The sequence below is a fragment of the Enterococcus sp. MSG3299 genome (assembly GCF_050555765.1).
Classification (GTDB): domain Bacteria; phylum Bacillota; class Bacilli; order Lactobacillales; family Enterococcaceae; genus Enterococcus; species Enterococcus faecalis.
Genome location: NZ_CP187869.1, coordinates 1,140,734 through 1,155,187, shown reverse-complemented (window position 1 = coordinate 1,155,187; position 14,454 = coordinate 1,140,734). Strand labels below are relative to the sequence as shown.

Sequence of the window (14,454 nt, the reverse complement as noted above, 5' to 3'; positions counted from 1 at the left end):
TTCTAATACTCGAACACATTTTAGCGCAAACGATTGCATTTGTATACCCTTTTTTATTTTTTTATTTAAAACGCTTAATTAGTGGTATACACCACTTTAAACAAACAGTATGTTATTTATAACAAAAAACTTTTTTAACTTTCTCGATGAAAAACACTTGATTATTTCCGCAATCGGTTGCATAATAAGACTTGTAAAAAATAATTTTTGGAGGGTTCAAAAATGAAAGCGAATTGGAAAAAGATTTTAATGGGCGGTATCCTTTTAAGTGCTTCCGCGGTTTTACTTACTGCCTGTGGTGGCGCAGAAAAAACGAAAGCTGAAAATGAAAGCGGTTCAGCAAATAAAGCAGCTGGTGACGTAAAATTATGGGTTGATACTGAATATATGGGCGTCTTTAAAAAAGTTGTCGCCGATTTTGAAAAAGAAAACCCCGATATTAAAGTTAACTTAACTGCTGGAAATTCGGCAGATGCTAAAAAAGACATTGCAAAAGATCCTAAAGCTGCCGCAGATGTTTTCATGATGCCACATGATCAAATTGGTCAAATGGCAGAAGCTGGTCTGATTTACCCTAACACAAAATATGAAAAAGAAGTCAAAGAAAACAATATCGACTCGGCAGTAGCAGGAGTCACTTGGAAAGACAAAGTCTATGCCTACCCTTATGCCGTAGAGTCACAAGTTCTTTATTATAACAAAGATACGTATTCTCCAGAGGAAATCAAAACTTGGAAGTCTTTAACTGAAAAAGGCAAAATCGGTACCAATTTTGGCGAAGATGGCGCAAATTATATCTTCGGTCCTCTATTTATGAGTAACGGCGATTACTTATATGGTGAAAATGGCGAAGATCCAAAAGGTACCAACTTTAACAACCAACAAGGTATAGAAGTATTACAATGGATTGCCGATCAAAAAAATAATCCTGGTGTGATCCAATCAAATACAGAAGCATTGTCTAATCTAGGTTCTGGCAAAACGGATGCCTTCCTTTCTGGCCCTTGGTCTAAAAACGATGTAGAAAAAGCTCTTGGCGACAAAATGGGGGCCGCTGCCTACCCAACCATTGATTTTGGCAATGGAGAAAAACAAATGAAAGCTTTCTTGGGCGTTCGTAGTTTTGCTGTCAACCAACAAACACAAGCACCATTGGCCGCTATGACATTAGCAAACTATTTAACCAGCGAAAAAGCACAAATGACTTACTTTAAAGAAATCGGTTTTGTCCCTTCAAACAAAAAATTACAAACAAACGAAGAAATTACACAAGATACTGTTGCAAAAGCTATCTTAGAAATGGCGCAACCAACCCACTCTGTGGTAATGCCAAAAATCCCAGAAATCGTTTCATTCTGGCCTGCGATGGATGCAGTGATCAATGATACGTACAAAGGCAATATCAAACCTGCGGATTATCAAGCAAAATTAGATAAATTAGTCCAAGACACATCAAAAGAAGCAAAAGAATAAAAAGAGTAAAGAAATGGGACGAGCTTCAATCTGCTGTCCCATTTCCTCTATCTTTTTTATTTAAGTAGAAAGTGAGTGAACGAAGATGTTCAAGAAAAAGAAAGCCCAGACGTCATTTCGAGAGGTCTTTAAAAAAGGCGACTTCGCTACAAAACTATCTTTTTTAGTTATGGGTGCTGCAAACTTCGCCAACAAGCAGTGGTTAAAGGGAATCATCTTTTTAACAGCTGAAATTGGCTTTATCTATTGGTTAATCCGTAATGGTTTCCACGCATTAATGATGCTAGGAACACTAGGGACCCAACAGCAAGGATTAGTATATGATGATTCTTTAGGGATTGAAGTTCTAAAAGAAGGCGATAATTCAATGCTCTTATTATTATTCGGAATTGCAGCAATTTTAGTCTGTTTATCGCTAATCATTTTATATGTAATCAATTTAAAAAGCGCCCGTCACCTATATGAATTAAAGACAGCCGGCAAAAAAATTCCAACAACTATGGATGATTTACGTAGCTTGTTAAACGAACGTTTCCATGCAACTTTAATGACGATCCCCTTACTAGGCGTTCTTTTCTTTACCATCTTGCCGTTGTTGTATATGATTTCAATTGCCTTTACCAACTACGACCATAACCATTTGCCACCGAAAAACCTTTTTACTTGGGTTGGATTGGCAAATCTAGGCAATGTAATCACAGGCGATATGGCTTCAACGTTCTTTCCAGTACTTGGCTGGACCTTGATTTGGGCTGTTTTCGCAACCGCAACTTGTTTCTTTTTTGGAATCATTTTAGCCTTGCTTATCAATACAAAAGGCTTAAAATATAAAGCATTTTGGCGGACTATTTTTGTTATCACGATGGCCGTACCTCCGTTTGTTTCACTTTTAATTATGCGAAACCTCTTAAATGGTTCTGGACCTATCAATGCTCTGTTGTTAAATTGGGGCTTAATCGATTCTTCTATCCCCTTCTTAACAGATCCGAATTGGGCAAAATTAACCATTATTGTTGTCAATATGTGGATTGGTATTCCTGCTACGATGTTAATCTCTACAGGGATTATCCAAAACCTTCCTGAAGATCAAATCGAAGCAGCTAGAATTGACGGTGCCAATAAATGGCAAATTTTTAAAAGTATTACGTTTCCACAAATTCTATTTGTGATGACCCCGGCGCTGATTCAACAGTTTATTGGCAACATCAATAACTTCAATGTCATTTATCTATTAACAGGTGGTGGGCCAGCCAATTCTAACTTCTACGGTGCAGGCTCAACTGACCTTTTAGTTACCTGGTTATATAAATTGACTGTCGATACAATGGATTACAATTTAGCCTCTGTGATTGGTATTTTAATCTTCATTCTCTCCGCAGTCTTCAGTTTAATTGCCTATACACGGACGAATTCATTTAAGGAGGCGTAACTTATGGCTAAAGCAAAAAGTTACCAGAAAAAACAACGCACTGCACTTACCAGCGTTTACATCATTCTAACCATTTTAGCAGTTTTTTGGATGTTCCCCATTGTGTGGATTATCTTAACAAGTTTTCGTGGCGAAGGCGGTGCATTTGTTCCCTATATCATTCCCAAAACATTCACTTTAGAAAATTATAAAGTATTATTAACAAATCAGACTGGCAACTTCCCCTTTGTCCGTTGGTTTTTGAACACCTTGTTCGTCTCCATCGCAAGCTGTCTGTTATCAACTTTCATTACAATCGCAATGGCTTATGCGCTGTCACGGTTGCGTTTCCGCTTAAGAAAACCATTTTTAAAAGTGGCGCTCGTTTTAAATATGTTCCCTGGTTTTATGAGCATGATTGCCGTTTACTATATTTTAAAAGCCTTAAATTTAACTGAAAGTTTATTCGCTTTAATTCTGGTTTACTCTGCAGGCTCGGCGCTAGGTTTTTACATCGCCAAAGGGTTCTTCGATACCATTCCGATGGCTTTAGACGAATCGGCTATGATTGACGGTGCCAACAAGTGGCAAATTTTCACAAAAATTACGTTGCCATTGTCGAAACCAATTATTGTCTATACTTCTTTAACCGCCTTCATGGGCCCTTGGATGGATTTTATTTTCGCAAAAGTTATTATGGGTGATAAAGTTGAAAATTACACCGTTGCGATTGGTCTCTTTTCGATGATGACCAAATCAACAGCCAATTCACTATTCATGGCTTTTACAGCAGGATGTGTGCTAATTGCCATTCCAATTACTATTTTATTTATATTAATGCAACGTTTCTATGTAGAAGGCGTGACTTCTGGCTCTGTCAAAGGCTAGAAAAAACATCGTTTGGTTTATAGCCAAACGATGTTTTTTATTTTTTGGCGTTGTTTTCCTTACACGTTTTTCTTCGTAGCGCTTGATAATTGGACAAAATTTTCATGACCGCCAAAAAGTGTTGATTGACCTCTTGATAATCCTCTAAGGAAAGAACACTAAGCGTTTCAGATAGTTGCTGTTTTACTTGATTTTCTTTTTGCTTAAAGAGCTTCTCGCCTTCTTTTGTCGTATAAACATTAACCACGCGGCGATTTTCTTGATTATGGCGACGTTGAACAATCGCTCGTTCTTCTAACCCCGCAATAGAGCGACTCACTTGAACTTTCGACGTTCCTACTTGGTTGGCTAACTCCGTCATACTAATTCCTTCATTCGTTGCCACAATTAATAAAATTAACATGTCTAACTTTGTTAATTTTAGATCCTCCAAGTCTAGGTCTTTAAAAAGCAATTGGCTCATATATGAAAAAATTTCAGTAAAGACACTAATATCTAAATTTGATGAATGCTTCTCTTTATCCATATGTTCTCCCTCGTTTCCCACCTAGTGTATACTAAATTCACTTGATTATCAAATGGTAATGATTGATTTTTGTTAACTATTATGTTACGTTATACACTAACTTAAGGTTGTGTTGTTGATAAATTGGAAGAAGGATGCGAAAAATATGCTAGAACTCAAAGAGATAAAAAAATATTATACTGTCGGCGGAACGACCACTAAAGCTTTAGATGGCGTCTCTGTCGCTTTTCGAAAACAAGAATTTGTAGCCATTCTGGGTCCCAGCGGCTCTGGTAAAACGACGATGTTGAATGTGATTGGCGGATTGGACAATTACGATTCTGGTGACTTAATCATTAACGGCAAATCAACAAAAAATTTTAAAGAAGCCGACTGGGATGCTTATCGGAATAACTCAATTGGTTTTATTTTTCAAAGTTACAACTTAATTAGTCATCAAGGGATTTTGGATAATGTCGAGCTTGGTATGACACTGAGTGGTATTTCAAAAGCAGAAAGACGCCAAAAAGCCGAAGATGCACTCATCCGTGTCGGTTTGAAGGACCATATCCATAAAAAACCTTCCCAATTATCTGGCGGTCAAATGCAACGGGTTGCCATTGCTCGCGCTTTAGCTAATGATCCCGATATTTTACTTTGTGATGAACCAACTGGTGCATTGGATTCAGAAACCAGTCTGCAAATTATGGCACTTATCCAAGAACTTTCGAAAGAAAAATTAGTTATTATGGTGACCCACAATCCTGAATTAGCTCACGAATACGCTGATCGAATTATTGAATTTTCAGATGGCCAAATTCGTCATGACTCACGTCCTCATATTGAACATGAAAAAAAAGAACCTTTCGAATTGAAACGCACCAAAATGAAATTCACGACTGCGCTGCGTTTATCTTTTAATAATATCCGCACTAAAAAAGGGCGAACTTTTTTAACCGCCTTTGCTTCAAGTATCGGAATTATCAGTATCGCGATTGTCCTTTCTCTTTCAACAGGATTCCAGAAACAAATTGATAAAACTCAGTCGGAAACGTTAGCGCAATTTCCGATTACCATTTCTAAAATAGCGACAGATCAAGATCCAGAAAGTTTCAACAATCAGGACAAAAAAGGCACCTTCCCGAAAGAAAAAGAAGTGACTGCTAAAATTAGCGATGCGGACCGTGCGCAACACACGAATTTAATTGATCAAAAGTTTATTGACTATGTCAATCACATTGATCCTGAATTAAGTAATAATATCGGCTATACTCGTCTAGTCAATATGAACTTATTAAGAGAAATCAACGGGAAAGCACAAGCTGTCAAATTTTCAAACGATGCACCCGACGGCCAATCAAACGCGATGGCTTCTATGATGGCTGCCCAAACTGGCGTCGGCGTTTCTGCTTTTCCTAAACAACTAGAAAATGGAAAAAACAATTTCTTAAAAGACAATTACTCGTTGCTTGAAGGAAATTATCCAGAAAAAGAAACCGATGTCGTTTTAATCGTCGATAGTAACAATACCACCAATATTAATGCTTTAAAAAATCTTGGCTTTGACGTGAAAGATAATCAAAAGATTGCCTTTTCAGACATTGTTGGCACAAAAATGAAATTAGCCAATAATAATGCATTTTACACCAAATTATCGACAGGCAACTTCATTCCTAACCAAGATTTGCAAGCTGTTTACGATAACCCAGAAAATACTGAATTAACAATTTCAGGGATTTTGCGAATTAAAGATTCTTCAACAATGAATCTATTAGCACCTGGAATTGCTTATAGCGATGCACTTTCAACTAATATGATTGCCAAAAACAAAACCTCTGACATTGTTAAAGCGCAAGAAGCCAGCAACACTAACGTTATGACTAACGAAACATTAGATGCTTCCGCGAAAGAAAACCTGTTGTCTTATTTAGGAGCGAATGAAATCCCTTCAAGTATTATGATTTATCCAAACGACTTCAAATCAAAAGATAAAATTCTTGATTATTTAGATGCTTATAACAAAGGAAAAGATAAAAAAGACCAAATCATCTATTCTGATTTAGCTGGAACAATGACCCGCTTAACAGGTGGTTTAATGGATGCCATCACCTATGTGCTGATTGCATTTGCTGGGATTTCCCTTGTTACAAGTATGATTATGATTGGGATTATCACCTATACTTCTGTCATTGAGCGGACCAAAGAAATCGGTATCCTGAAAGCGTTAGGAGCTCGTAAAAAAGATATTACCCGGGTGTTCGATGCCGAAACTGCTATTTTAGGCGTTGCCTCTGGCATTCTTGGTGTTGTGATCGCCTTTCTCGCAACATTTCCGATCAATGCAGTGCTCTATAACCTGACTGATTTAGAAAATGTTGCCACCTTAAATCCAATTCACGGGATTATTTTGATTGTAATTAGCACAATCTTAACCATGATTGGTGGCCATATTCCTGCCCGAATGGCAGCCAAAAAAGATGCGGCAGTTGCTTTACGTGCAGAATAAATAACAAAAAAACAATCCTTTAATTTCTCTTAAAGGATTGTTTTTTTATTTGTATTTCTTATAAAACCTCCGTATACTAAATGATTGTGAATACTTAATAAAAGGAAACGAGGTAATTTCATGTTAAAAAAACCATTTTTACTATTTTTTTCACTTTTAGGAGCTATTTTTATTTTAGCTAGTTGTGGCATAGGAAAAGATGCTGTCACAGATACAAAGTACAAAGTTAGTTTGCAGCAAGCTGCTGAAATCTACGAAAAAGAAGCTGGCAACAGCAAACCATTAGTAAATGTCCAATTTGATACAGAACCAGCAAGTGACTACAGCTATATCTTTACCAACGATACAGAAACACTTTACGTGAATCCTGAAACAGGAAAAGTCACCAAAAATACTGAAGCAAATCAACTTGGCGAAAACGAGACAGCCTTTTCAGCTGCTGAAGTCAAAGAATTAGGCGCTGTTAACGACGTTTTAGCCAAAGCAAAAAAAGAAGTTGGAGGACTTTCTCCACGTATTTTGACTTGGAAGTTAACCAAAAATAACAATAAACTTGTTTATACAGTAGATGTTAAAACAACTACGGCAGATGAAAAAGTTACCTTAGATGCCAATAAATAAGCACAAGCGTATAACTTATCACGAAATAACCAAATCTTAAAATACTCTTTGGGACAGAACCTACGCATTCGGAAACCTTAACATTTTCCGAAGCCGATCGTTCTGTCCCAATTTCATTCTTTTAAGTAATAATAATTGTTCGTTACCCCTGCTACCGTTATACTTAGTTTAAAAGAAAAGATGGGAGTATCAATTCATGGTTTATACAGTTGATTTTAAAGAAGTAGCCACTATTGGTTTAGAAAGTTCACCAGTGGCACCTGCCCTTGCTGGACTAAGAGCGAATGAAGCTCGCTATTTTTGGAATAAATACAAACATCGCTTTACGACCGTCCCTGCCTCTGAAGCTCCAGAAACATTGGCCTGGATTGAAAAAATTTTATTGGAACGAGCGTTACATTTCCCTTACAAGCCACTTGAAATTTCTTCTTTCACTTTAGATGGCATAAAAATGGCCTATGTATTTTATGAAAACGGCTTAGCAGTTAACGTGATGTACACATTAGCTGAGGAAGGCAAACGCGCCGTTGGGTTTAAACTTTCAGATGGTATGGCAATCCCTGCAGAATTTGAAGGAAAATTCAAATTTGCTCGTCAAAAATCAAAATTAGCTGGAACCATTCGTGGCTCTTATTTTGTCATTAAAGGAACCTATTAAAAAAATGCTTTTGCCCTTATTATTAAAGGCAAAAGCATTTTTTTATTTTAATTCTTCAATATAGTTAAATACTTGTTGTCCAGCAATACCGCCTTCACCGACCGCTGTCGTGATTTGACGCAATGTTTTTTCACGGACATCACCAATGGCATAAACACCAGGAATTTTTGTTCTCATTTCTTGGTCTGTTTCAATCCAACCAGCCTCATTCGTAATACCAGCTTTCTTAAATGGTTCTGTTAATGGATCTAGCCCCACGTAAATGAACACGCCGTTTGATTCAATTTCAGAAACTTCATCTGTTTTGACATTCCGTGCTTTCACACCTGTCACGACCATTTCATTGCCAACAATTTCTTCGACAACTGTATCCCAAACAAAGGAAATCTTTTCATTTGCAAAGGCACGATCTTGAATGATTTTTTGCGCACGCAATTCATCACGACGGTGAACAATCACTACTTCAGAAGCAAATTGTGTTAAATAGATTGCTTCTTCAACTGCAGAATCGCCGCCACCAACAACTACTAAGCGTTTATTTTTAAAGAAGGCGCCGTCACAAACGGCACAATAAGAAACACCACGGCCAGCAAATTCTTCTTCGCCTTTTACACCCAATTTTCGGTGTTCACAGCCTGTTGCAATAATTACCGCTTTAGCTTCATAAGATTTGTCATCACAAATCACTTCTTTATAGGATCCGTGGTCTTCGATACCCATCACAATGCCATACGCATTTTCCGTACCAAATTTTTCTACATTTTCATACATTTTATAGGCCAATTCTGGACCCATAATAGAATCAAAGCCTGGGTAATTCTCTACCTCAGCAGTGTTGTTCATTTGCCCACCAGGCGCACCGCGTTCAATCATCAATACAGAAAGATTGGACCGTGATGCATAAAGTGCTGCCGTCATCCCAGCAGGACCGGCACCAATGATAATTACATCATACATTTTATTTCCCCCAAAATTTTAAGTAAGTTTACTTTACTCCTTAAACAATTTCTTGTCTACTTTTCTGCCCTTTTTTGACATTCGGAGTAGGTGTGTCTATTACGTAAGTTATTGTATCACGGTTTTGTGTTTTCTAGGAGGGGGAAGGAAGATTAATTTAGCTATTGTATTTAAACCAGAATTCTTCAATTTTTTCTTTGAATGCTATCGTTGGATAATTCCCTCTTAAATCAAAAGTGTGTCTATCACCATCACTAAATTTTATTTGATAATTATAAATAACCTCACTTTCCATTTGTCTGAAAAGTCCTACATCAATGACCTCCGACCAACCACGCACTATTAGAAATCCCTTTTCATGATATGACAAACCATGACTGTCCATTCTATATAAAATGCCACCATATTTTCTGATATACTTAGTCTCATTAATCCCAGTTTCGATTATCAAAAAAGCAAACATACATATTAATTTAAGCAAGGATAAAGCACTGATTAGTATAGCCACTACTGTTAAAAAAACAAAAAAAATTATATTACTTGTCACTGGATTTTTATAGAGTGGAAAGTAAAACCATACCAAGCAACTAAGTGTGACAAAAATAACACCTAGTCCTATACCAATTTTTTTGTACCCATCTGCCTTAGTCAGTCTCACTTCAAATATCTCTTCCTCATTTATAAGCAAACTCAAACTTTTCTCTCCTCTTTCCTTACGAGAAAACTCTAATCAGTTCAAAACTATTTAATACCAATCATCAAATCAGTGTATTTCACACTTACCAGAGCCAGTCGTTCCTGCGACAAGTCCATGCGGTCCATGGGCACGTTCATGTAAGTTCAAGTAAACAATGTCATCTTTGCCACGAACGCCAAGAGGAACTGCTAAAGACTTAGAAGTATCGCTCTTTGCCAAATAGTATATGTTTTAATGCTATATTATGTAGAAAGGCCAGAAGTTATATTGCAACTCCAAAATCTCAACTTTTTTTAGAATTGGCATAACTATTCTGGTCTCATTCATAGAAGTTTATCCGGATTACTTTTATTTATTACTGAAAAAATCGTTATGAATATCTTCTGTTAGTTTTCATATATTTTAAATGTTTGCAACTATTATTATTTGTTCCTATACCATTCTTCTTTATCAAAAAAAAACGTTCTACGAAATTCTTCTGAATATTTTTTTATTAATGCACCTTGAATAAATTCATTCCCATCAAAAAAGGTTGTTGGAAGTAAACCTACGCAAAAACCACCGAGTATAACACCAAATCCTCCAACGACACCGTAAAGAAAATTAGTTATGTTATTTATATCAGATAATATAAAGAAAGATTTTGTTATTCTATATACTTGCATACCCACAATAGTAAATATAATCAATCTAGCTGGAAACCGACGAAGTCCTTGTTGCCATTTTTTTACGGGTAATACAAAACCGTACGTATCATTCAATACTTTTTTTTATCGGTAACAATTATTATTACTACTAACTTATACAGTAAAATATAGTAAAGCACTATCAATAACAGTCTGATATATGTGTTCAACTGTTGAAATTGCGCAAATACGATTATCCCACTATAGCCAAATACGCTAACTTCACTCAATGAAAACAGTATCATTTTATAATTAAATCGATTCAATCCTATACAACGATTTTTTTTAGAAATTTTGAAATATAAATAGCAACTCAAAATGACAATGCCTATAAATATTCCAATAATTGCCATAAAAATTGGATATCCTTGTTTTGATACATCTTTAAAATTGTATGTTGACATTGCAATTAGAAATATAGTAGGAATTATCATCGACCCAAGCAAAATTATTTTTTTTTTGATAGAATAGCTGAGCAACGTATTCTTTTCACCTGATATATTTTCTAAAAGTATGTCGTAGTTTATATTTTTTTTTGCTTGTTCAAAGGTTATTATATTTATCATGTTATTTAAACTTTTCATAAACGCACCTCACTTCCTTTTATAAATTTTGTTATTCATTTGCGGGTTAATATTAGTGCTGCCACTATGAGCAGGCACCCCTATTTTATATTCTTTATCCGTTGGAATCACTTCATATTCTCCATGTTTTTTATATTGTTCATTTAACCATTTTCTTTTATCTTCTGCAGAAGATGACCAACCAAATCCATCTTTATCTCCCCATATTTTGGGAATAGAATTAATAATATCTTTTCCCATACGACCAGTAGTATTCACCGTCCCCAACACAGCTCCAACAGGTCCTCCATATTCTGCTCCTTCTAGCGGCCCCATGTCCCAAGCAAATGAATTAATCCCACTATAAATGGCCTTACTTACATCTCCATATGCTGGACTTTTTGGATTGATGTATTCTTCATAGGCATAAGAAAGTAAGGTTAAACCATCTCCTATATATAATAGTCCTTCTTTCAGTATGGGATATGCTTTTTAAAAAATCAGAAACAGCTTGCATTTTTTTGAACTCTTTGAGGCTTATTTTAGATCTTACAGTAATTCTTGATTCTAGCGAAATTTTTGAAAAGATATCTGTGAAATACTACATTTAGTTGTTTATATTATGTAAAAGAGGTCAGGTTCAAACTTGACCTCTTTTGTTCTAACTATCTTCACCATACCATTCTTGCTTTGTAAAGCCATATTCTTGACGGAATTCTTCGGAATACATCTTAATTAGTTTTCCTTTTACATAATTAACGGGGCGAAATAAAAAATAGGTTGGGATTAAGGTAATAGCTAACAACATAGGTATACCAATAAATATTCCTAAAAAATCATTAAATAATCCATCCGAATAAAGCATTGAATTTATATAGTTTTTATCTACCCAACTTTTATTAAACCTATATAATTGCATTCCTACCAAAATAATTACTATTATCCATCCTGAGAACTTAAGCAAAAGATTTAAACTTTTAAAAACTTTATAATTCTTATTAAACATTCTATTTACCTCTTGTAAAATAAGATTTTTTTCCACAATATGATATAAAATGACAAACGTTAAGATAAGAAAAGTTGAAACAACAAGATTAACAAATGGATTTCCTTTATCCATACCAAATCCAGCTGAAAAATAAGAAATATACATTAATTTACTAATATCATAGGAAAAACTTTGATATTCGCTATTTTCTAAATATTTTTGACTATGTTTAAAGAAACAATAAAGCATTAATCCTATGATAGTAGCCTCAGCAAGTACACCAATTAAGCTGGAGATAAAATTCATTTTTTTTCCAATTAAATCATTAAGAAATATAAATAACATTGACATCGGTATAACTAAACCAACTAGTAGAAAAATGCGTTTTTTTAAAGTTAGGGAAAATTTTTGCTTCTCTTCTCCAAGTCTGGCAAAAGAAATATCTTTCCACTCAATAACCGCTTTTGCTTCATTCAACGATATTGTTGATAGGACGTCACATTTTCTTTTCATTTTAAAGCTCCTTAAAATTATAAGTTTTTCTTATTTGTTAATTGTTTTCGGATTGAAACTAGGACTTCCGCTTTCTGGACGTACACCAATACGATAATCTTTATCAGTAGTATATGCTACATGTTTACCATAATTTTCGTATTGTTCATTTAACCAGTTTCTTTTATCTTCTTCCGTTAAAAAGGTGTGTTTTTCATCAATCCAACTTAATATATCCTTTATATAGGGGATATTATTGACAATAGGAATATCAGACAACCCGCCTCCTTGTGCCCAATAATTCACCGTTCCAGCCAAAGCTCCAACAGGTCCTCCATATTGTGCTCCTTCTAGTGGTCCTGCATTCCATAAAAATAAGTTTATTCCTCCATAAATAGCCTTACTTTCATCTCCGTAGGCCGGACTTTTGGGATTGGTGTATTCTTCATAGGCATAGGAAAGGAAGGTTAAACCATCTCCTATATATAATAGTCCTTCTTTCAGTACGGGATGTGCTTTTAAAAAATCAGAAACAGCTTTCAATTTTTTAAACTCAGCTAAACCTACTTTGGAACCTGCAATGATTCGTGAACCTAATGAGCTTTTTGACAAAACACCCGTCAAGTGGCCCATTGGTGCTAAAACTTCCCAACCCTTTTCACTTAATTTAAATAATACCCCATATAACTGAGCTTGTTTATCTAGCGGCAACTTTTCTGCTAAAATAGCCAGCTCCGAACTTCTTAAAACCTTCAGCACTTTTTCTTTAGGCCAATCATTCACATTTTCTTGAAAAATAAGTATTTCTAATGCTGCCATTTTCAGTTTCTCTGGTACTTTATCTGAATCCAAGGCAGTAATAATATAGTTAAACAATCGTTTATCTTTTTTGACTTTTTCGATAGCTGCCGCTGGATTCTTCTTAAATAAGTCATTAATCATTTTTGCCATATTTTGTTGATTTTTCTTTGCTTCTTCTAAACTTTCAATCCCTTGAATTTTTGTAAACCATTCTTTACTCGTTCCTTCTGGCAATGTATAACTACCATCCGCATGAATTGTTGTTCCATTCAACACCATTATGCCTTGCATAGCCAGTTTAAATTCAGCTAAGCTTTCTTGAAACAGCCCACTTATTTTGCCATTAAATTCTCTTAGCTTATTCAACTTTTTTTCAATCCGTTGAATATCCTTTTGACAGTCTTGCGCTCGCCTCGCGAAATCTCGCTGCATCCCTCTTATCATTTCTGATAGTAAGGGCTCTGGCAATGCATTGGCAATCATGTTGGCTGTACGTTCAGCGTTCTCCAAAGCTGTCTTTGAACTTTTACATAATGTTAATTGTTCATTTAAGTTGTCTTCTTCCAAATAACCTTCACTGGCAATAAAACTGTCCGCTGAAGAGAACGTATTCAAATCTCTTTGAACATTATCTACTGCACTCGAAACACGTTTGATTGTTGGAATCACTAACTCTGAAAATAACCCTTTCCCTGCGGTATACGCTGCTCCTGCTAATGTCTGGCCATCGATTGCTGCGATTAATTGCTGACAACCAGAGTTTAGATTACTGACTGCTGTCCGAGCAATAGAGAGATTCGTTGCTAATGAACTTTTGATGGCATCGCTGTCACTACTTGAATAGATTAATCCCATGGCAATTCATTCCTTTCTTTTTGATATTCAAGACGTTCTTCGTTTAATTGTTCATTTTTTCTGACACATTGTTGATAAAATTCCTGATGAACTTGTTGAAAAGTAGAGGTTTGCTTTTGCTGCTTCTGAAGATAATCTTCTTGTAGCCATCTTGCTTCTTGATTACCATTCTTAGCTAATTCATGATTCAGATTTTCTAACTTACGTATATTTTGCGTTAAATCTCCTTCTAATGTGTCAAATAAGTTTTGAACTTGTCTCTTTACACTAGAAATTGAAGATATTTCGTGCTCTTTTTCAATAATTTTTTGATTGTATTCCGCTCGTAACTGCTCATTATTTTTCATTTTATAATC

Annotated in this window: 15 protein-coding genes and 1 pseudogene; 6 read left to right on the top strand and 10 right to left on the bottom strand. The window is 35.5% G+C overall.

The features are described from left to right. Positions 1 to 222: 222 nt before the first annotated feature. From IGL23_RS05750 to IGL23_RS05740, 3 genes are all read left to right on the top strand, one after another. Positions 223 to 1,473: an extracellular solute-binding protein gene (locus tag IGL23_RS05750; RefSeq protein WP_002382263.1), complete on the top strand. Its 1,251-nt coding sequence runs from the start codon at positions 223 to 225 to the stop codon at positions 1,471 to 1,473. Between the two features lie 85 nt (positions 1,474 to 1,558). Then, entirely contained in the window at positions 1,559 to 2,902 is a 1,344-nt protein-coding gene (locus tag IGL23_RS05745) for a carbohydrate ABC transporter permease (RefSeq protein WP_002357775.1), read from the top strand. Positions 2,903 to 2,905: 3 nt separating this feature from the next. After that, positions 2,906 to 3,769, top strand: a complete 864-nt coding sequence (locus IGL23_RS05740; protein ID WP_002360454.1) for a sugar ABC transporter permease — start codon at positions 2,906 to 2,908, stop codon at positions 3,767 to 3,769. 37 nt (positions 3,770 to 3,806) lie between these two features. Here IGL23_RS05740 and IGL23_RS05735 read toward each other — a convergent pair whose 3' ends face one another. Beyond that, positions 3,807 to 4,316, bottom strand: a complete 510-nt coding sequence (locus IGL23_RS05735) for a MarR family winged helix-turn-helix transcriptional regulator (protein ID WP_002365578.1) — start codon at positions 4,314 to 4,316, stop codon at positions 3,807 to 3,809. Between the two features lie 124 nt (positions 4,317 to 4,440). Here IGL23_RS05735 and IGL23_RS05730 point away from each other — a divergent pair, with 124 nt between their 5' ends. The 3 genes from IGL23_RS05730 to IGL23_RS05720 all read left to right on the top strand — a co-directional run bounded on the left by IGL23_RS05730 (position 4,441) and on the right by IGL23_RS05720 (position 8,059). Next, positions 4,441 to 6,780 (top strand): ATP-binding cassette domain-containing protein, encoded by a 2,340-nt coding sequence (locus IGL23_RS05730; protein WP_010712386.1) that lies wholly within the window; start codon positions 4,441 to 4,443, stop codon positions 6,778 to 6,780. Between the two features lie 120 nt (positions 6,781 to 6,900). Further along, the gene (camE, locus tag IGL23_RS05725; protein ID WP_002358931.1) at positions 6,901 to 7,401 is read left to right on the top strand and encodes a plasmid sex pheromone cAM373 precursor; all 501 of its coding nucleotides are present in this window, start codon (positions 6,901 to 6,903) and stop codon (positions 7,399 to 7,401) included. Between the two features lie 196 nt (positions 7,402 to 7,597). Further along, a complete protein-coding gene (locus IGL23_RS05720) occupies positions 7,598 to 8,059 on the top strand; it encodes a hypothetical protein (RefSeq protein WP_002371232.1) in 462 nt (153 codons plus the stop codon). A 42-nt stretch (positions 8,060 to 8,101) separates the two neighbouring features. On the opposite strand, the gene trxB is transcribed toward IGL23_RS05720, so the two are convergent. The 9 genes and pseudogenes from trxB to IGL23_RS05675 all read right to left on the bottom strand — a co-directional run bounded on the left by trxB (position 8,102) and on the right by IGL23_RS05675 (position 14,445). After that, positions 8,102 to 9,016 (bottom strand): thioredoxin-disulfide reductase, encoded by a 915-nt coding sequence (gene trxB, locus IGL23_RS05715; protein WP_430619682.1) that lies wholly within the window; start codon positions 9,014 to 9,016, stop codon positions 8,102 to 8,104. Positions 9,017 to 9,173: 157 nt separating this feature from the next. Further along, entirely contained in the window at positions 9,174 to 9,710 is a 537-nt protein-coding gene (locus tag IGL23_RS05710) for a hypothetical protein (protein WP_227301199.1), read from the bottom strand. Positions 9,711 to 9,785: 75 nt separating this feature from the next. Further along, positions 9,786 to 9,926: pseudogene (locus IGL23_RS05705) on the bottom strand (FtsK/SpoIIIE domain-containing protein); the annotation flags it as partial. A gap of 209 nt (positions 9,927 to 10,135) precedes the next feature. After that, complete coding sequence (locus IGL23_RS05700) at positions 10,136 to 10,474, bottom strand: hypothetical protein (protein WP_225581410.1); 339 nt, start codon at positions 10,472 to 10,474, stop codon at positions 10,136 to 10,138. Then, complete coding sequence (locus IGL23_RS05695) at positions 10,471 to 10,983, bottom strand: hypothetical protein (RefSeq protein ID WP_225581409.1); 513 nt, start codon at positions 10,981 to 10,983, stop codon at positions 10,471 to 10,473. Before IGL23_RS05695 ends, IGL23_RS05700 begins: the two co-directional genes overlap by 4 nt. Positions 10,984 to 10,992: 9 nt before the next feature. Next, on the bottom strand, positions 10,993 to 11,298 hold the full coding sequence (locus IGL23_RS05690; protein WP_225581408.1) for a hypothetical protein: 306 nt from the start codon (positions 11,296 to 11,298) through the stop codon (positions 10,993 to 10,995). A gap of 325 nt (positions 11,299 to 11,623) precedes the next feature. After that, on the bottom strand, positions 11,624 to 12,427 hold the full coding sequence (locus IGL23_RS05685; RefSeq protein WP_123848921.1) for a hypothetical protein: 804 nt from the start codon (positions 12,425 to 12,427) through the stop codon (positions 11,624 to 11,626). Positions 12,428 to 12,493: 66 nt separating this feature from the next. Next, a complete protein-coding gene (locus IGL23_RS05680; RefSeq protein ID WP_430619680.1) occupies positions 12,494 to 14,098 on the bottom strand; it encodes a hypothetical protein in 1,605 nt (534 codons plus the stop codon). Continuing rightward, positions 14,089 to 14,445, bottom strand: coding sequence for a hypothetical protein (locus IGL23_RS05675; RefSeq protein WP_033594688.1), 357 nt, complete (start codon positions 14,443 to 14,445; stop codon positions 14,089 to 14,091). Before IGL23_RS05675 ends, IGL23_RS05680 begins: the two co-directional genes overlap by 10 nt. Positions 14,446 to 14,454 lie beyond the last annotated feature (9 nt).

Bases quoted from the DNA above. Each gene is read 5' to 3' on its own strand.
- IGL23_RS05750 (WP_002382263.1), top strand. From the start codon at position 223: ATGAAAGCGAATTGGAAAAAGATTTTAATGGGCGGTATCCTTTTAAGT.
- IGL23_RS05745 (WP_002357775.1), top strand. From the start codon at position 1,559: ATGTTCAAGAAAAAGAAAGCCCAGACGTCATTTCGAGAGGTCTTTAAA.
- IGL23_RS05740 (WP_002360454.1), top strand. From the start codon at position 2,906: ATGGCTAAAGCAAAAAGTTACCAGAAAAAACAACGCACTGCACTTACC.
- IGL23_RS05730 (WP_010712386.1), top strand. From the start codon at position 4,441: ATGCTAGAACTCAAAGAGATAAAAAAATATTATACTGTCGGCGGAACG.
- camE (WP_002358931.1), top strand. From the start codon at position 6,901: ATGTTAAAAAAACCATTTTTACTATTTTTTTCACTTTTAGGAGCTATT.
- IGL23_RS05720 (WP_002371232.1), top strand. From the start codon at position 7,598: ATGGTTTATACAGTTGATTTTAAAGAAGTAGCCACTATTGGTTTAGAA.
- trxB (WP_430619682.1), bottom strand. From the start codon at position 9,016: ATGTATGATGTAATTATCATTGGTGCCGGTCCTGCTGGGATGACGGCA.
- IGL23_RS05695 (WP_225581409.1), bottom strand. From the start codon at position 10,983: ATGAAAAGTTTAAATAACATGATAAATATAATAACCTTTGAACAAGCA.
- IGL23_RS05690 (WP_225581408.1), bottom strand. From the start codon at position 11,298: ATGGGGCCGCTAGAAGGAGCAGAATATGGAGGACCTGTTGGAGCTGTG.
- IGL23_RS05680 (WP_430619680.1), bottom strand. From the start codon at position 14,098: ATGGGATTAATCTATTCAAGTAGTGACAGCGATGCCATCAAAAGTTCA.
- IGL23_RS05675 (WP_033594688.1), bottom strand. From the start codon at position 14,445: ATGAAAAATAATGAGCAGTTACGAGCGGAATACAATCAAAAAATTATT.